At 71.4% G+C, this 18,033-nt stretch carries 14 protein-coding genes; 8 read left to right on the forward strand and 6 right to left on the reverse strand.

Annotated elements, in window-relative coordinates; all coding sequences use genetic code 11:
- Positions 1-107: 107 nt before the first annotated feature.
- On the reverse strand, positions 108-707 hold the full coding sequence (locus ABD785_RS08255) for a TetR/AcrR family transcriptional regulator (RefSeq protein WP_344824166.1): 600 nt from the start codon (positions 705-707) through the stop codon (positions 108-110).
- Positions 708-777: 70 nt separating this feature from the next.
- Between ABD785_RS08255 and ABD785_RS08260 the strand changes: the two genes are divergently transcribed.
- The 5 genes from ABD785_RS08260 to ABD785_RS08280 all read left to right on the forward strand — a co-directional run bounded on the left by ABD785_RS08260 (position 778) and on the right by ABD785_RS08280 (position 8,062).
- Positions 778-2,514, forward strand: coding sequence for an acyclic terpene utilization AtuA family protein (locus ABD785_RS08260; protein ID WP_344824167.1), 1,737 nt, complete (start codon positions 778-780; stop codon positions 2,512-2,514).
- Positions 2,511-4,100: an acyl-CoA carboxylase subunit beta gene (locus ABD785_RS08265; RefSeq protein WP_344824172.1), complete on the forward strand. Its 1,590-nt coding sequence runs from the start codon at positions 2,511-2,513 to the stop codon at positions 4,098-4,100. Before ABD785_RS08260 ends, ABD785_RS08265 begins: the two co-directional genes overlap by 4 nt.
- A 5-nt stretch (positions 4,101-4,105) precedes the next feature.
- A complete protein-coding gene (locus ABD785_RS08270) occupies positions 4,106-6,049 on the forward strand; it encodes an acetyl/propionyl/methylcrotonyl-CoA carboxylase subunit alpha (protein ID WP_344824175.1) in 1,944 nt (647 codons plus the stop codon).
- Position 6,050: 1 nt separating this feature from the next.
- Positions 6,051-7,205, forward strand: coding sequence for an acyl-CoA dehydrogenase family protein (locus tag ABD785_RS08275; protein WP_344824178.1), 1,155 nt, complete (start codon positions 6,051-6,053; stop codon positions 7,203-7,205).
- Between the two features lie 119 nt (positions 7,206-7,324).
- Positions 7,325-8,062, forward strand: coding sequence for an RDD family protein (locus ABD785_RS08280; RefSeq protein ID WP_344824181.1), 738 nt, complete (start codon positions 7,325-7,327; stop codon positions 8,060-8,062).
- Here the strand turns inward: ABD785_RS08280 and ABD785_RS08285 are convergent.
- Positions 8,059-9,102 carry an enolase C-terminal domain-like protein gene (locus tag ABD785_RS08285; RefSeq protein ID WP_344824184.1) on the reverse strand — a complete coding sequence of 348 codons (1,044 nt, stop codon included), beginning with the start codon at positions 9,100-9,102 and terminating at the stop codon, positions 8,059-8,061. The two genes, ABD785_RS08280 and ABD785_RS08285, sit on opposite strands and share 4 nt — an antisense overlap.
- 81 nt (positions 9,103-9,183) lie before the next feature.
- Here ABD785_RS08285 and ABD785_RS08290 point away from each other — a divergent pair, with 81 nt between their 5' ends.
- Complete coding sequence (locus tag ABD785_RS08290) at positions 9,184-9,966, forward strand: SDR family oxidoreductase (RefSeq protein WP_344824187.1); 783 nt, start codon at positions 9,184-9,186, stop codon at positions 9,964-9,966.
- 13 nt (positions 9,967-9,979) lie between these two features.
- Positions 9,980-11,131, forward strand: a complete 1,152-nt coding sequence (locus tag ABD785_RS08295; RefSeq protein WP_344824190.1) for an acetyl-CoA C-acetyltransferase — start codon at positions 9,980-9,982, stop codon at positions 11,129-11,131.
- Between the two features lie 24 nt (positions 11,132-11,155).
- Here ABD785_RS08295 and ABD785_RS08300 read toward each other — a convergent pair whose 3' ends face one another.
- From ABD785_RS08300 to ABD785_RS08315, 4 genes are all read right to left on the reverse strand, one after another.
- Positions 11,156-11,593 (reverse strand): hypothetical protein, encoded by a 438-nt coding sequence (locus ABD785_RS08300; RefSeq protein ID WP_344824193.1) that lies wholly within the window; start codon positions 11,591-11,593, stop codon positions 11,156-11,158.
- Between the two features lie 37 nt (positions 11,594-11,630).
- The gene (locus tag ABD785_RS08305) at positions 11,631-13,088 is read right to left on the reverse strand and encodes an LCP family glycopolymer transferase (RefSeq protein ID WP_344824196.1); all 1,458 of its coding nucleotides are present in this window, start codon (positions 13,086-13,088) and stop codon (positions 11,631-11,633) included.
- Positions 13,089-13,187: 99 nt separating this feature from the next.
- Positions 13,188-14,597, reverse strand: a complete 1,410-nt coding sequence (locus ABD785_RS08310) for an LCP family protein (RefSeq protein ID WP_344824199.1) — start codon at positions 14,595-14,597, stop codon at positions 13,188-13,190.
- A gap of 61 nt (positions 14,598-14,658) precedes the next feature.
- Positions 14,659-16,095, reverse strand: coding sequence for a GuaB1 family IMP dehydrogenase-related protein (locus tag ABD785_RS08315; protein ID WP_344825606.1), 1,437 nt, complete (start codon positions 16,093-16,095; stop codon positions 14,659-14,661).
- Between the two features lie 189 nt (positions 16,096-16,284).
- Between ABD785_RS08315 and ABD785_RS08320 the strand changes: the two genes are divergently transcribed.
- Positions 16,285-17,976 carry an AfsR/SARP family transcriptional regulator gene (locus tag ABD785_RS08320; RefSeq protein ID WP_344824202.1) on the forward strand — a complete coding sequence of 564 codons (1,692 nt, stop codon included), beginning with the start codon at positions 16,285-16,287 and terminating at the stop codon, positions 17,974-17,976.
- Positions 17,977-18,033: the final 57 nt, after the last annotated feature.

Here is an 18,033-nt window from a genome sequence, read left to right on the forward strand (position 1 = left end):
GCCGATGGTACTGCACGGGAGACTGTGTGGGAGAGTAGGACACCGCCGCAATCAACATGCTGAAAGGCCCCGGACAAATGTCCGGGGCCTTTCGCATACCCGCACGTTTATTGGTTGAGCATGGCGTCGAGGATGGCGGCCCACTGGTGGAGGAGGTTTTCGCGGCGGGCGCTGTCGTCGGTGAGGAGGTCGGCGAGGCCGAGGCCGCGGGCCAGGTCGAGGGTGGCTTGAATGGTCTCGCGGACGCCGGGTTTGGTCTCGTCGGCGCCGAGGGCGTCGACGACGAGGTGGTGGGCGATGCGGCCGAAGCGGGCTTCGAGGGGGAGGACCTGGTCGCGGAGGGCGGGGTCGGAACTCGCGGCGACCCATAGCTGGAGTGCCGCGCGGAACAGGGGGCTGGTGTAGAGGTCGGCGAGGAGTCTCAGGATGTCGAGGGTGCCGGCTCTGCCGTCGGCGAGGGTGAGCAGGTCGCGGGCGTGGGCGACCCGGGTGTCGGTGCCGTACTCGACGGCGGCGGTGACGAGTTCTTCGCGGGTGCGGAAGTGGTGCTGGGCGGCGCCTCGGGAGACTCCGGCGCGTTCTGCGACGACCGCCACGGTGGTGCCGGCCCAGCCCGCGGTGGCCAGGCAGTCGATCGCGGCCTCCAGGAGGCGTTGCCTGGTGGCGCGGCTGCGGTCTTGCTGCGGCTCGCGGGTCGGTGTCGTCATGGTGACCAGCATACGCTTAAAACAATCAAGCGTGCTTGATTTTTCTTTGGATGGCTGTCAGGCTGCACTTATGCAGCCACGTGACCCTCTGCGGATCGGCAACGCGTCCGGTTTCTACGGGGACCGGTTCTCGGCCGTCCGGGAGATGCTGGAGGACGGCCCGCTCGACGTCCTCACCGGCGACTATCTCGCCGAGCTGACCATGCTGATCCTCGGCAGGGGCCGGATGAAGGATCCGGGAGCGGGCTACGCCTCGGCGTTCGTCCGCCAGATGGAGGAGAGCCTGGGCCTGGCCGTCGAGAACGGCACGAAGATCGTCACTAACGCGGGTGGGCTGAACCCCGCGGGTCTCGCGGCGAAGCTGCGTGAGCTGGCGGAGCGCCTGGGCCTCGAGGTGAGCATCGCCCATGTCGAGGGCGACGATCTGCTGCCGAGGGCAGGGGAGTTCGGCTTCGGCCGGACGCCGTACGGGCCGCCGCTGACGTCCAACGCCTACCTGGGCGCGTGGGGGATCGTGGAGTGCCTGAACGCGGGGGCCGATGTGGTCGTCACGGGCAGGGTGACCGACGCCTCCCTGGTGATCGGTCCCGCTGCGGCGCACTTCGGATGGGCCCGCGACGACTGGGACGCCCTCGCCGGCGCGACCGTCGCGGGGCACGTCCTCGAGTGCGGACCCCAGGCGACCGGCGGAAACTATGCTTTCTTCGCGGAAGAGATCTACAACGTAAAGGCGCTGGGTTTTCCGCTCGCGGAGATCCACGCCGACGGCTCGTCCGTGATCACCAAGCACCCCGGCACCGGGGGAGTGGTCAGCACGGGCACCGTGACGGCCCAGCTGCTCTACGAGATCCAGGGCCATCGCTACCTGGGCCCGGACGTGACCACCCGCTTCGACTCGATCGAGCTCGCGCAGGACGGCCGGGACCGCGTCCGGATCAGCGGGGTCAGGGGTGAGGCGCCGCCGGACTCCCTGAAGGTGTGCAACAACCATCTCGGCGGCGTCCGTAACGAGGTCGTCTTCGTGCTGACGGGCCTGGACCTCGAGGCCAAGGAGAAGTTCGTCCGCGAGCAGTTCGAGGCGTCGCTCCAGCGGCGTCCGCAGCGGCTGGAATGGTCGCTCATCGGGCGTCCCGACCCGGAGGCCACCGACGAGGCGGGGGCCTCGGCGCTCCTGCGGGGCTGCGCCCGCGACGCCGACCCGGCCGTGGTCGGCCGACCCTTCTCGGCCGCCGCGATCGAGCTCGCCCTGGCCAGCTACCCCGGATTCCATCTCACGGCCCCGCCGGGCAACGGCAGCCCCTTCGGCGTCTACCTCCCCGCCTACGTGCCGAACACGGTAGTCGTGCACACCGCGGTCCTCCCCGACGGCAGCCGCAGGGAGATCGAACCGTCGATCACCTGGGGCGGAGGGGCGGGCGGAACTCCCGTCGAGGAGCCACCGGGTGCGGAGGCCGAGCCGCCCGGGCCGCCCGGGCCGGCGCGGACCGTCCCGCTCGGACGGGTCGCCGGAGCGCGCAGCGGTGACAAGGGCGGCGACGGGAACATCGGCGTCTGGGTGGACTCGGAGGAGCGCTGGCGGTGGCTGCACCGCACCCTGACGGTCGAGCGGCTGCGTGAGCTGCTGCCCGACATCGGCGATCTCGCGGTGGAACGGCACGCCTTCCCCCGGCTCAGGGCGCTGAACTTCGTCATCGAAGGAGTGCTGCAGGAGGGCGTCTCGGCCTCCACCAAGTTCGATCCGCAAGGCAAAGGCCTGGGCGAGTGGCTGCGGTCGCGTCCCATCGACATTCCGGAGAGCCTTCTGTGACGGTGATCAGGTCCAAGCTCGACGTCAGGAGCGAGGAGTACCGGGAGCGCCGCGAGGCGATGCTCGGCAAGCTCGCCGAGCTCGACTCCGAGCACGCGAAGGCGCTCGAGGGCGGCGGCCGCAAGTACGTCGACCGGCACCACGGGCGCGGCAAGCTCCTCGCCCGGGAGCGGATCGAGCTGCTGCTCGATCCGGACTCCCCGTTCCTGGAGCTGTCGCCGCTGGCCGGCTTCGGGAGCGCCTTTCCCGTCGGGGCGAGCGTCATCACCGGGATCGGGGTGATCGAGGGGGTCGAGTGCCTGATCGTCGCGAACGATCCGACGGTCAAGGGCGGCGCCAGCAACCCCTGGACGCTCCGCAAGAGCTTCCGCGCCTCGGACATCAGCCGCGCCAACCGGCTGCCGGTGATCAACCTGGTGGAGTCGGGCGGTGCCGACCTGCCGACCCAGAAGGAGATCTTCATCCCGGGCGGCCGGATGTTCCGCGATCTGACGCGGGCGTCCGCCGAGGGCATCCCGACCGTCGCGCTGGTGTTCGGCAACTCGACCGCGGGCGGGGCCTACATCCCGGGGATGTGCGACCACGTGGTGATGGTGAAGGAGCGCGCGAAGGTCTTCCTGGGCGGTCCGCCGCTGGTGAAGATGGCCACCGGTGAGGAGAGCGACGACGAGTCGCTGGGCGGGGCGGAGATGCACGCCCGCAGGTCCGGTCTCGCCGACTACATGGCGGCCGACGAGCAGGACGCGATCAGGATCGGCCGGGCCATCGTCAGGCGGCTCAACGTGCGGAAGGACCCGCCGCCCGTCGCGGTGCCGCCGGTCTGTGACGAGGACGAGCTGCTGGGCGTGGTCCCCGAGGATCTGAAGATCCCGTTCGATCCACGCGAGGTGATCGCCCGGCTGGTGGACGCCAGCGACTTCGACGAGTTCAAGCCGTTGTACGGCACCAGCCTCGTCACCGGGTGGGCGAGTCTGCACGGCTACCCGATCGGGATCCTCGCCAACGCGCAGGGCGTCCTGTTCAGTGCGGAGGCCCAGAAGGCCGCGCAGTTCATCCAGCTCGCCAACCAACGAGATATTCCACTGCTGTTCCTGCAGAACACGACCGGATACATGGTCGGAGCGGAGTACGAGCAGAACGGAATGATCAAACACGGCGCGATGATGGTCAATGCGGTTTCCAATTCGAAAGTTCCACATCTGACCGTCGTGATGGGCGCCTCCTACGGGGCGGGCAACTACGGGATGTGCGGACGCGCCTACGATCCGCGGTTCCTGTTCGCCTGGCCGTCGGCGAAGTCGGCGGTGATGGGCCCGGCACAGCTCGCCGGGGTGCTGTCGATCGTCATGCGGGAGTCGGCCGCCTCGCGCGGGCTGCCGTTCGACGAGGAGCAGGACGCGGCGATGCGCGGCATGGTCGAGAGCCAGATCGAGGCCGAGTCGCTGCCGTACGTGCTGTCGGGCCTGCTGTACGACGACGGGATCATCGACCCGCGCGACACCAGGACCGTTCTCGGGCTGTGCCTGTCGGTCATCCACAACGCCCCCGTGCGCGGAGCCGGCGGCTTCGGCGTCTTCAGGATGTGAGCGCTTTGATCACACGTGTACTGGTCGCCAACCGGGGCGAGATCGCCCGGCGGGTGTTCCGTTCGGCGCGGAGCCTGGGCATCGCGACGGCGGCGGTCTTCTCCGAGGCCGACGCGGGGGCGCCGCATGCCGTGGAGGCCGACGCGTCGGCGGCGCTGCCCGGCTCCGCTCCCGCCGACACCTATCTGCGCGGTGACCTGGTCATCGAGGCCGCGCTCGCGATGGAGGCCGACGCGGTCCATCCCGGGTACGGCTTCCTGTCGGAGAACGCGGGATTCGCCCGTGCGGTCGTCGCGGCGGGCCTGACCTGGGTGGGTCCGCCGCCCTCGGCGATCGAGGCGATGGGCTCGAAGATCGAGGCCAAGAAGCTGATGGCGGCGGCGGGCGTGCCGACGCTGCCCGAGCTCGATCCGGACCGGGTGGTGGAGGCGGATCTGCCGATCCTGGTGAAGGCGTCGGCGGGCGGTGGAGGGCGCGGGATGCGGACCGTCCGGGAGCTCTCCGCGCTGGCCGAGGAGGTCGCGTCCGCGCGGCGCGAGGCGCAGTCGGCGTTCGGGGATCCGGCGGTGTTCTGCGAGCCGCTGCTGGAGCGGGCCCGCCATGTCGAGGTGCAGATCCTCGCTGATTCGCACGGGACGGTCTGGGCGCTCGGCGAGCGCGAGTGCTCGATTCAGCGCAGGCATCAGAAGATCGTCGAGGAGGCGCCCTCTCCCGCGGTCGACGATGAGCTGCGGGCCCGGCTGAGCGAGGCGGCGGTGGAGGCGGCGCGGGCGATCGGTTATGTCGGCGCCGGCACGGTGGAGTTCATGCTCGCCGAGGACGGCAGGTTCTTCTTCCTCGAGGTCAACACCCGGCTCCAGGTCGAGCACCCGGTGACCGAGGCGATCTACGGCCTCGACCTGGTCGCGCTCCAGCTGGGAATCGCGGAGGGGGACGCGCTTCCCGCCGCTCCGCCGGTGCCGTCCGGGCACGCGATCGAGGTCCGGCTGTACGCGGAGGATCCGGCGCTGGACTGGCGGCCCGCCAGCGGGACGCTCCACGCGTTCGAGGTCCCCGGTGCGGAGGCGGCGTTCGAGACGGCGGGGCTCCGGCTGGACGCGGGGGTGGAGGCCGGCAGCGTCGTGGGCGTCCACTATGACCCGATGCTGGCGAAGCTCATCGCCCACGGGCCGACCCGGCAGGCGGCGATCCGGCGTCTGGCCAGGGCGCTGCGCGGGGCCAGGATCCATGGCGTCACGACCAACCGGGATCTGCTGGTGCGGGTTCTGGAGGAACGGGCCTTCGGGGCGGGGGAGACCCATACCGGCTATCTGGACCAGATCGGCCTGGACGTCCTGAGCGCTCCCCTCGCCGGTTCCGCGGCCGTGCAACTGTCGGCGCTGGCCGCCGCGCTCGCCGACGCCGAGGCCAACCGGCGAACGGCGCGGGTGCTCGGCGGGCTGCCCTCCGGCTGGCGGAACCTGCCGTCGCAGCCGCAGCGCAAGGTCTACGAGGGTCCGGACGGTGAGGTCGAGGTCGCCTACCGGCTGACCCGCGACGGCCTGCGCACCGCCGCGGGGGCGGGACTGGTCGAGGCGGAGCCGGACCGGGTCGTCCTGGACGTCGCCGGGATCCGCAGGACCTTCTCCGTCGCCGCCGCGGACGGCCGGGTGTTCGTCGACTCCGATCTGGGTCCCGTCACGCTGACGGCCGTCCCGAGGTTCGCCGACCCGAGCCTGCGGACGGCCCCCGGCGCGCTGCTGGCCCCGATGCCGGGGACGGTCGTGCGGGTCGCCGCGGAGGTGGGCGGAACGGTCGGGGAGGGCGCCGTCGTCGTCGTGCTGGAGGCGATGAAGATGGAGCATCGCATCACGGCTCCGACCGCGGGATCGGTCGCGGAACTGAACGTCGTCGCCGGACAACAGGTCGAGGCCGGTGCGGTCCTCGCCGTCATTGAGGAGAGTTCCTGAAGTGAGTTTCATCGAGAGCGACGAGCGTAAGGCGCTGCGGGCGGCCGTGGCCGAGCTCGGCCGGAAGTACGGCGCCGCCTACTACGCGGAGAAGGCGCGCAGCGGTGAGAAGACGCACGAGCTGTGGGCCGAGGCGGGCCGCCTCGGCTACCTGGGCGTCAACGTGCCCGAGGAGTTCGGCGGCGGGGGCGGCGGGATCGGTGACCTCGCGGTGGTCTGCGAGGAGCTGGCGGCCGCGGGGAGCCCGCTGCTGCTGATGGTCGTCTCGCCCGCCATCTGCGCGACGATCATCGCCCGTTCGGGTACGGAGGAGCAGAAGCGCAGGTGGCTGCCGGGCTTCGCCGACGGCTCCCTGAAGATGGCCTTCGCGATCACCGAGCCGGACGCGGGCTCGAACTCCCACCGCATCACCACGCAGGCCCGCCGCGACGGCGACGGCTGGGTGCTGAACGGGCAGAAGACCTTCATCTCCGGTGTCGACGAGGCGGACGCCGTTCTGTTCGTCGGCCGGATGGAGGACCAGAAGGGCACCCTGAAGCCCGCCCTGTTCGTCATCCCGACCGACACTCCCGGCTTCACCTGGTCGGAGATCGCGATGGAGATCGTGTCGCCGGAGAAGCAGTTCATCTGCCATCTCGACGACGTCCGGTTGCCCTACGACGCCCTGGTCGGGGACGAGGACGCGGGGTTGCTCCAGCTGTTCGCGGGCCTCAACCCCGAGCGCATCATGGCGACGGCGATGGCGGGCGGCATCGGCAGGTACGCGCTCGGCCGGGCGGTCGAGTACGCCGGCTCCCGCCAGGTGTTCAAGACGCCGATCGGCGCCCACCAGGGGCTGGCCCATCCGCTGGCCGCGGCGAAGATCGAGCTGGAGCTGGCCAGGCTGATGGGGCAGAAGGCCGCCTATCTCTACGACGCGGGCGACGACTTCGGTGCCGGTGAGGCCGCGAACATGGCGAAGTACGCGGCGGGCGAGGCCGCCAACCACTGCGTCGACCAGGCCGTGCAGGTCTTCGGCGGTAACGGGCTGACCGTCGAGTACGGCATCGGCGCGATGGTCACCTCGACGCGGCTGCTGCGCATCGCCCCGGTCAGCCGGGAGATGATCCTCAACTTCGTCGGCCAGCACTCGCTGGGGCTGCCGAAGTCCTATTAGCGGGTTTCCGGCCGTCCGTTCGCGTCCGTAACGGAGCGTTTCCCGGGGAGGCCTTCCCGTGGTCGCCGCGGATCTCTACGATCTTCGTTCGTCGGGTCCGCGGCGGAGGTGGGAGGCGCATGTACCCCGTGCCGGAAGTGGCGGCGGCGCCGGCCTGGCGGAGGATCCTCGCCTGGGTGCTGGACCTCGTCATCGTCGGGGTCGTGGCCGGTGTCCTGCTGGTGATGGCCTACTACGTGGCCGGCCTGCGCTCGTCGGGGATCGCGGGCCAGGCCGGGCACCTCGGGTTGACCCTGACCTACGAGGCGGTCAGGCCCGGCGGCGGAGGGGTGGGGGAGACCGTCGGCGGGGCGGTGGCCGACCAGTGGGACTACGTGGCGCTGCCGTACGTCCTGGCGCTCGCCGCCCTGCCGGTGCTCCACTTCCTCTATCTGGTCGCGGCGGTCCGGCTGACCGGGCGGACGTTCGGCAAGGCCGCCTTCGACCTGCGGGTGCTGTCGGGCGGGGCGCGGCCCTCGCTGGGCGCGTCGGTGCGGCGGGCGGCCGTCACCGCGACCGCGGAGAGCGGGATCTTCTGCCTCGCCTGCGTTCTGCTGCTGCGCCTGGAGGCAGGGCTCTCGGTCCTCGTCTGGCTGGCGGCGGTGGTGGCCTTCTGGGCGTACGCGCTGCCCGCACTGGGCTCGGGCCAGCGCAATCTCGCCGACCGGGCCGCCGGCACCTCGGTGGTGCCCGGGCAGACGTTCCAGCGCGTCGCCGCCCTGACCGCCGATGGTGGCCGGTACGCGGTCGCGTTCGGCCAGGAGGGCCTGGACAGGATCCGCGACACCCGGCGGCCGCCCCGATACCCGCCGCTCTAGCCGCGGGTGAAGCGGAGGTCGGCGGTGGCGAGGCGGGTGAGCCTCGCGGACTCGACCTCGTGGCCGAGGCCCGGCTGGGTGAGAGGGACGGCGACGACGCCGCCGCTGGAGCGCACCGGGGGCGTGACGTACTCGGGCCCGCCGGCGAACTCGGTGATGTCGCTGGGCAGGGAGCAGCCGGGGAGGCTGGCCAGGGCGACGGAGGCGGCCTTGCCGATGCCGAAGACTCCCGAGCCGCCGCACCAGACGTCCCAGCCGGAGGCGTAGGCGAGGTCGTGGGCGCCGCGTGCCGCGGTGAGGCCGCCGAGCTTGCCGATGCGCAGGCTGAGGGCGCGGCCGGCGTGCTGGTCGATGGCGGCGTGCAGGGTGTCGAGATCGGTGACGTCCGGGGCGACGGCGGCGCGGACCGACCGCTGGAGCGATGCGTGCGGAGCCAGGTCGCGGAAGGGACGCTCGATGGCGGTGAGGTCGTATCCGTCCATCGCCTCGAGCGCGTCCAGGTGCTCGGGGGAGTCGGTGTAGGCGCAGACCCCGTCGATCTGGAGGGCGAGCGCGGGGTAGGCGGTGCGGACGGTGCGGACCACCTCGACGTCCCAGCCGGGACGGACCTCCAGGGTGATCCGGCTGTAGCCCGCGCCGATGTAGCGGTTGACGGTCGGGGCCAGGCTCTCCAGCGTGGGCTGGCAGGGGACGCGGGCGCCGGTGACGATCGAGGTGCGGGTGCCGCCGAGCGCGTGCGCGACGGGGACGCCGTGGCGGCGGCCCCACAGATCCCAGGCGGCGGTCTCCACGGCGGCGACGGCGGAGGGCACGCCCAGCGCGGACAGCCCGCCCAGGTCCTCCGGGTGCTCCCACTCGAGACCGGGCAGCGCGGGCCCGATCCTGTGCTCCAGATCGTCCCAGGCCTTCTCGTCCGACAGGGCCGTCTCGCCCCAGCCGACGGTGCCCAGTTCGTCGGTGAGCGCGACCAGGATGCTCTCGGGCCTGCGGCCGCGGTGCAGCGCGACGCGATGGGCGCGGAACTCCACGATGTCCGGCACGGTGCCCTCCCTCCACCAGCCATGATCTCACGACCGGACCCACCCCTCGTTAACCAAACAAGTGCTTGGTAACCTGCGGGCATGACGGTTCCTTCCTACCCCCGTGCCCGTGGCCTTCTCACCGACACCATCGTGGTCATCACGGCCGCCGCGGGAGCGGGCATCGGCGGCGCGACCGCACGCCGCTGCCTGGAGGAGGGCGCGAGCGTGGTCATCAGCGACGCCCACGAGCGACGCCTCAAGGCCTCGGCGGAGGAACTCGCCGCCGAGTTCGGCGCCGGCCGGGTCTCCGCGCTGCCCTGCGACGTCACCGACGAGGAGCAGGTCCAGGCCCTGTACGCGCACGCGCTCGCGACCTTCGGGCGCATCGACGTCGCGGTCAACAACGCGGGTCTCGGCGGCACCGACGACCTGGTCGACATGCCCGACGACCGCTGGGACAGGGTCATCGACATCACCCTCAACGGCACCATGCGCTGCACCAGGGCCGCCCTGCGGATCATGCGGGACCAGGGCACCGGCGGCGTGATCGTGAACAACGCCTCGGTCATCGGCTGGCGGGCCCAGAAGGGCCAGAGCCACTACGCCGCCGCCAAGGCCGGGGTCATGGCGCTGACCCGCTGCGCGGCGCTGGAGGCGGCCGAGCACGACGTGCGGATCAACGCCGTCTCCCCGTCTCTGGCGATGCACCCCCACCTGGTGAAGGTGACCAGCGAGGAACTGCTCTCCGAGCTCACCTCCCGCGAGGCCTTCGGCCGGTACGCCGAGCCGTGGGAGGTCGCCAACGTGATCATCTTCCTCGCCAGCGAGTACTCGTCCTACATGACCGGCGAAGTCGTCTCGGTCAGCAGCCAGCACGCGTAAAAGGAGTTTTGACATGGCAGAGGCCTACATCGTCGACGCCGTCCGCAGCCCCGTCGGGCGGCGCAACGGCGGGCTGGCCGAGGTGCACCCCGCCGACCTCGGCGCGCACGTCCTGAAGTCGCTGGTCGAGCGAACCGGCATCGATCCCGGCGCGGTGGACGACGTCGTGTTCGGCTGCGTGGACACCATCGGCGGGCAGGCCGGCGACATCGCCCGCACCGCCTGGCTGGCCGCGGGGCTGCCCGAGGAGGTGCCCGGGACGACCATCGACCGTCAGTGCGGCTCCTCCCAGCAGGCCGTCCACTTCGCGGCCCAGGGCGTGCTGTCGGGGACCCAGGACCTGGTCGTGGCCGGCGGCGTCCAGCTCATGTCGAAGATCCCGATCGCCGCGGCGATGATCGTGGGCGTCCAGTACGGGTTCGCCGGGCCCTTCGCCGGGTCCAAGGGCTGGGAGGCGCGCTACGGGAACCAGGAGATCTCCCAGTTCCGCGGCGCCGAGATGATCGCCGAGCAGTGGGGCATCTCCCGCGAGGCCATGGAGGAGTTCGCCTTCGCCTCCCACCAGCGAGCCCTCAACGCGATCGACAACGGCTACTTCACCAAGGAGATCGCGCCGCTCGAAGGGGTCGAGCACGACGAGGGCCCGCGGCGCGACACCACCCTGGAGAAGATGCGCGGGCTGAAGACCCTCGTCGAGGGCGGGCGGCTGACCGCCGCGCTCGCCTCGCAGATCTCCGACGGCTCCGCCGCGCTGCTGATCGCCTCCGAGCAGGCCGTCCGCGACCACGGGCTGACCCCGCGCGCCCGCATCCACCACCTGTCGGTGCGCGGCGAGGACCCGGTCAAGATGCTGTCGGCGCCGATCCCCGCGACGTTCCACGCGCTGAAGAAGGCGGGCATGGCGATCGGCGACATCGACACCGTCGAGATCAACGAGGCGTTCGCGTCCGTCGTGCTCGCCTGGCTGAAGGACACCGGCTACGACCCCGCGAAGACCAACCCCAACGGCGGCGCGATCGCCCTGGGCCACCCGCTCGGCGCGACCGGAGCCCGGCTGATGACCTCGCTGCTGGGCGAGCTCGAGCGCACCGGCGGACGCTACGGACTGCAGACGATGTGCGAGGGCGGCGGCCAGGCGAACGTCACCATCATCGAGCGCCTCTGAGGGAGATTCTCCTCTCCGGAACTCTCAGGCCCCCGTGGACGGCGCTCTGCGCCACCACGGGGGCCTCTTGACGTAGTTCCCGTCCTCCAGGACGGCTCCGCGCTCGAACGGGTTGTAGGAGGCGTGGTCCCCGCAGACGGCCATAGAGAACAGGACGGAACCGAAATAGGGGACGAGCATCAGCACGCCGAGGAACCAGGAGTACTGGGTGGAGTGCCGCGCCTCGTGGACGATCAGCCCGAGATCCCCCGAGTGCCGTTCGATGTCGCGGAAGACGATGACGTTCCCGACCGTGAACGCGGCCCCGATGGGGACCGGCGGCCGGTAGCCGTCGGCGATGAGGAGGCCGTCCGGGGCCCTGCGGACCCCGCCGCAGCCTCCCGCCAGCACGATGAGGAGGCCGAGGGGGGTCGACAGGTTCAGCCAGTTCACGATCTGGCGGAGCCGGTGTCGCGGAAGCATGCTTGCGGCATGCCCGCCCGGCTCCGCCGCCAATCCGTCAGGACGGGCAGGTCGCGTCGAGCGACACGGCCTTCGTGGTGTCGGGCTCGTCGGATTCCGCGCCGGCCGGGTTCGACGCGTTCTTCTTCGCGGTCGTGGTGGAGGCGGTGGCCGGCGGGTCGGTCTTGACCGGGGTCCGCCCGCTGTCGGCGATCGCCTGCGCGGACCGGTGCCGGATCAGCGCCCAGTCCGGATGCGCCGTGCTGATCAGCGGCGGCACGAACTGAAGGCTGTTGATCTTCGCGTCGCCGTTCTTCATCTTCTCCGACAGCTTGAGGAGTGCGGGCAGCAGCTCCCTGGGCAGGTCGGTGGAGATGGTGTTCTTGGCCGCGTCGGCGAGCTTGTTGAAACGCAGCAGGAGCTTCTGCGGGTCGGCCTGCCGGGCGATGGCGCGCAGCAGGCACTTCTGCCGGCCCATCCGCACGTAGTCGTTGCTGTAGGTGCGCGAGCGGCCGTACCAGAGCGCCTGAGTGCCGGACAGCCGGCGGTAGCCCGCCTGGAGGGTGCCCTCGTTGTACTTGCCGAAGGTGATGTTCTCCGGGACCTTCAGGTACACGCCGCCCATCGCGTCGATGAGCTGAGCGAATCCGCGCATGTCGACCAGGATGTAGTAGTCGATGGGCTGGCCGAGGATCTGGGAGACGGTCGGCACGAGGAGCGCGGGACCGCGCTGGCCCTTCGGCTTGCCCGGCGTGATCTCCGGGTGCTCCTCCGCGTACTCGTAGATCTCGTTGAGCAGGCCGGGCGTCTCGGGGCCCTCGCCGGTGAAGCCGTCGGGGAAGCGGTCGGCCGCCGGGCCAGCGGGCATCTGGATCCGCTCCAGGTTGCGGGGCAGGCCGAGCATCACGGTGTCGCCCGTGTGGGTGTCGATGCTGGCGAGCGTCACGCTGTCGGTGCGGACACCGACCCGGTTGTGGCCCGCGTCGCCGCCCAGCAGCAGCACGTTGAGGCGCGGCCGGTCCTTCCAGGGATCGCTCTTCTTGATCTTCTTGCCGTTGTGGTCGCCGTCGGCGAAGGTCGAGTTGATGAGGTCGCGGGCGACATAGGTGCGATGCGCGGCGAGCGCGAAGGGCGCGCAGATCGCCAGGCACAGCACGGCGACCATCGACACCGCCGCCACGCGCGGTCCCGCGGCCAGCGCCCGGGGGCGGACCAGCGTGTAGGACCGCACGACCACGCCGACCCAGACGCCGGCCAGCGCGATGCTGCCGAAGATGATGCCGGTCAGCCACTCCGGCTGGAGCGCGAGTTCGAGGAGGTCGTGCCGGAACCCGGTGGCGAGCACCACCAGGACGGCGATCATGACGGCGAAGGCGGCGGCCAGGAGCGCGCCGGTGACGCGGCGGCCCGCCCAGACGTGGGCCACCCCCCACAGGAATGCCGAAGCGAGTGTGAGACCCAGCGTGCGCATCAGCGCCTTCGGCTGATCTTCGTCCTGCGGTTGATCGTTCTGCATGGAGACTCCGTTCCCCCGAGCGAGGGACAGGTCCCTCTTCCACCATTTTGGACGCGCGAATGGGCGGGGGAGGTTGCCCAAGAAACGGGCAAACTCCGATCAGGAGCAGGTTCTGCCCAAATTATGCACGTCACGGAAGGGGATCTTGCCAGAGTCGCTGTTAAGGACTTGTGACGTCAGGCGCCGGATCATGACGAAGTCCGGGTTCGCGGTGCCGACGAGCGGCGGGATGAACTGCAGGCTCGTGACGCGGGCGGTGCGCGTCAGGGCGGAGAGCCCGACCAGGCGGGGCAGCAGGTCGCGCGGCAGGTCGGTGTGGACCGAGGCCTTGAACACCGTGGCCAGGCGCTGGAAGCTGCGCAGCACCGTCAGCGGGGTGGCCTGGCGGGAGATGGCCCACAGCAGGCACTTCTGGCGGCTCATCCGGCTGTAGTCGCTGCTGCCGGTGCGCGAGCGCCCGAACCACAGCGCCTGGCGGCCGGTCAGATGGCGGCAGCCCTTGCGGATGACCCCGGCGGCGACCTGCTCGCGCGGGACCGGGACGGGCCGGTCCACACAGACGTCGACGCCGCCCATCGCCTCGACGATCTGCCGGAAACTGCGCATATCGACCAGACCGTAATAGTGGACCGGAATACCCAATATGTGTCCGATTGTCCGTTTGAGGAGCTCGGCTCCCGGCCTGCGGTGGCCGCGCAGGGCCCCCGGATGGGCGACGCCCTGCTGGTACACCGCATTGAGCAGACCGGCGCGCGGGAACGGGACCCGGCGGTCGCCGTCCCAGACCGGGACGTGCTGGAGGTTGCGCGGCAGGCTCAGCAGGACCGTCGCGCCCGTGCGGGTGTCGACGCTCGCGAGCGTCATCGAGTCGGTGCGCACCCCCGGCCTGCCGGTGTCGGCGTCGCCGCCCAGCAGCAGGAGGTTGAGCCGGGCCACTCCGCCCAGCGGATCGCCGGCCCGCGGGCTCCCGGGGGGTCGCGCCGTCCCGGCGGATCCGGAGGGCCGGGGGAGCGGCTCGGGGGCGGAGGCCTGGAAGACCGTGGTGACCACGTCGCGCTGGACCTGCCCGTAACGCGCGAGGGCCAGCGGCGGCACCGCCACGAGCAGGCACAGGACCGCGACGGCGGTGCCCCCGGCGAGCTCGGCGGCCGGGCCGAGCCGCGCCGGGCGCACCGCCGCGTACGACCTGACGATCAGCAGTGCCCAGGCCGCGGCCCAGGCCACGCCGACGATCATGAAGGTGAGCAGCCAGCCGGGCGAGACCGCCAGGGCGGCCAGCGACCCGCCCGCCACCGCGGCGGCCAGCACGAGCCCGGTCAGCCCCAGGGCCGCCGACAGCAGCAGGACGGTCCCGGTGCGGGTCCGGCCGCCGCGCAGGTGCGCCAGGCCGGGGACGAACACCGACACCAGCGTGACGAGCAGCGCCTGGCCCAGCCCGCCGACGTCGGGACCGGGGACGGCCGACGCCGGAGGTTCCTCGCCGGCCCTGACCTGCTGCTGCACACTCATGTGATCAGAGTGAGGTCAGGGCGCACTCCGTGCCAGCACCGTCACGGAGTGTCGCACCGCTTTACCAGCTGGTCTGCAGCGGCTGGCCCTCGGCGTAGCCCGCATGGCTCTGCACGCCGACGACGGCGTTGGCGTGGAACTCCTCGAGGCTGTCGGCCCCGGCGTAGGTGCAGGAACTGCGCACGCCCGCGATGATCGAGTCGATCAGGTCCTCGACGCCGGGGCGCTGGGGGTCGATGAACATCCGCCCGGTGGAGATCCCCTCCTCGAACAGCGCCTTGCGCGCCCTGTCGAAGGGGCTGTCCTCGGCGGTACGGTTCCGTACCGCGCGGGCCGAGGCCATGCCGAAGGACTCCTTGTAGAGCCGGCCGTCGGCGGCCCTCTGGAGATCGCCGGGAGACTCGTACGTCCCGGCGAACCAGGACCCGATCATCACGTTGGACGCGCCCGCCGCGAGCGCGAGGGCGACGTCCCGGGGGTGCCGGACGCCGCCGTCCGCCCACACGTGCCGGCCGAGCCTGCGGGCCTCGTCCGCGCACTCCAGGACGGCGGAGAACTGCGGACGGCCCACGCCGGTCATCATCCGGGTGGTGCACATCGCGCCGGGCCCGACCCCGACCTTGACGATGTCGGCGCCCGCTTCGACCAGGTCGCGGACGCCCTCGGCGGTCACCACGTTCCCGGCCACGACCGGAACCTGCGGGTCCAGGCCCCTGACCTCCTTCAACGCGCTGATCATCTTGTCCTGGTGGCCGTGCGCGGTGTCCATCACGAGCAGATCGGCACCCGCCTCCAGCAGGGCCTTCGCCTTGCCCGCGACATCGCCGTTGACGCCGACGGCCACCGCGATCCGCAGCCGGCCGGAGGCGTCCACGGCGGGCTGGTAGAGGGTGGCGCGCAGCGCTCCGGTCTTGGTCAGGACGCCCTTGAGCCTGCCGTCGGCGCCGACGACCGGGGCGATCCGGTGGCCGCGCGCGTGCAGCGTCTCGAACGCCTCCTTCGCGCCGACGGTGTCGGGCAGGGTCACCAGATCACGGGTCATGACGTCCCGGAGCTGGGAGAACCGGTCGACCGACTGGCAGTCCGCCTCGGTCACGATGCCGGCGGGCCTGCCGTCCTCGACGACGATCACGGCGTTGTGGGCCCGCTTGGGCAGCAGGCTGAGCGCCTCCCCGACGGTCGATCCCGGGCCGAGCGTGATCGGCGTGTCGAACACCAGATCGCGGCTCTTGACCCACGAGATGACATCCGCGACGACCTCGACCGGGATGTCCTGCGGAATCACCGAGAGAGCCCCGCGCCTGGCGACGGTCTCGGCCATCCGGCGGCCCGAGACGGCCGTCATGTTCGCGATCACCAGCGGGATCGTCGTGCCGGTGCCGTCGGAGGTGGACAGATCCACGCCCATCCGGGAGCCGATCGCGGAGCGCGCCGGAACCATGAAGACGTCGTTGTAGGTGAGGTCGTGAGCGATCCGGTCACCGTTCAGGAGCTGCAAGGTCGTACCAATCGTCGGGAACACTCCATGATGATCCATACCCAGGAGTGCCCCGTTCGATGGGTTTGGGGGTAATGGGAAATTCCGCCGTGGCTACTTGACTTCCTTTGTTAGATCATTGCACTTTTCTTACATGGACCTTGCTGGAGGGTCCTCGGGGGACACGGGGTGGATGACGGAGAGCGAGCCATGCAGGTGAGGCTCCTGGGCCCGGTGGAGCTGTGCGACGCGCGCGGCTCGGTTCCGATCGGCCCGAGAGCGCGGGCGGTACTGGCCGCCCTGGCGCTGGACGCCGGGCGGCCCGTCAGCGTGGAACGGCTGGTCGCCACGGTGTGGCCGGAGGCGCCGCCCGCGACGGCGACCACCCAGATCCAGGGGTGCGTCTCCAGTCTTCGGCGCGCCTTCGGGGAATCGCGCGGCCTGCTGGTGACCTCGGGGCCCGGCTACCTGCTGGAGATGGGCGAGGAGGAGATCGACGCCCTCGGATTCGGGGCCAGGGTGCGCGAGGCGCGCAGGGCCGTGCGCGGCGGCGACGACGACAGCGCCGCCCGGCTGCTGCGCGAGGCGCTGCGGGGATGGCGCGGCTCGGCCCTCGACGGGGTGCCCGGCCTGCACGCCGAGGCCTCCGTGCTGGAGGAGCAGCGGCTGGCCGCCGTGGAGGAGCGCATCACCGCCGACCTCGGCCGTGGCCGCGCCGCCGAGCTGCTGCCCGAGCTGGCCGCGCTGTGCGCCGACCATCCGCTGCGCGAACGCTTCCACGCCCAGCTCATGGTCGCCCTGACCCGGTCGGGGCGCAGGCCCGAGGCGCTGGAGGCCTACCAGCGCATCCGCTGCACCCTCGTGACCGACCTCGGCCTCGAGCCCGGTTCCGAACTGCAGCGGCTGCAGCGTGACGTTCTGGCGGCGGCGCCCGTCCCGGAGTCGACGCTGCCCCAGGACGTCGCCGACTTCACCGGCCGGATCGCCGAGACCGAGATGATCGTCGGAGTGCTCGCCGCGAGTTCCGCGCCGATCGTCGCCATCAGCGGACGGCCCGGCGCGGGCGCGACCTCGCTGGCCGTCCACGCCGCCCACCGGCTGCGCTCCCGCTTCCCCGACGGCTGCCTGTACGCCGACCTGCACTTCACCGCGGATCCGGGCGAGGTGCTCGGGCGGGTGCTGCGCTTCCTCGGCGTCCCTGTGCCGCCGCGGGCCAGGGCGGAGCGGGCCGAGCTCTACCGGGCCCGCATGAACGGCCGCCGGATCCTGCTCGTGCTCAACGACGCCGCCGCGGAGAGCCAGGTCCTTCCGCTGCTCCCGGGCGCCGGAGGGTCGGCGGTGGTGGTCACCGGGCGGACCCGGCTGACCGCGCTGCCCGGAGCGCTGCATCTCGACCTCGCGCCGCTCCCTGTCAGCGACGCGCTGGCGCTGCTGGCCAGGATCGCCGGTCCCGGCCGGATCCGGACCGAGCCCGAAGCGGCCGCCCGGCTCGTCGACCTCTGTGATCGTCTGCCGCTCACCGTCCGGGCCGCGGGGGCCCGGCTGGCGGGCAAACCGCACTGGCGGATCGCCGACCTGGTGGCCCGCCTGTCCGATGACCAGCACCGGCTGGCCGAGCTCGCCCACGGCGACCTCGACGTCCGGCGCGGCATCGCCGCGAGCCTCGCGGGCCTCTCCGCGCCGGCGCGCACCGTTTTCGCACGGCTCGCGGATGGGTCATTCACTCGCGAGGAAACCGACGATCTCATCGAGGAACTGGTGGACGCACGGCTGCTGGAGGCGGTCCGTTGCGATGACAGCGGACGGATGCGTTTCCGTCAGCCCGGTCTGGTCCGTGCTTTCGCACGTGGCCTGTCCATCAGGACAGAAGTGGGAAACGCGACAGAGGAGGCGGGCCCGTGAACACCGACGTACGAAAGTGCAGGGCTTTCGCGTCGCCGTTCATTCGCCGGTCTCCTC

The sequence above is a fragment of the Actinocorallia longicatena genome (genome assembly GCF_039534125.1).
In the GTDB taxonomy this organism is placed as follows: Bacteria; Actinomycetota; Actinomycetes; order Streptosporangiales; family Streptosporangiaceae; genus Actinocorallia; species Actinocorallia longicatena.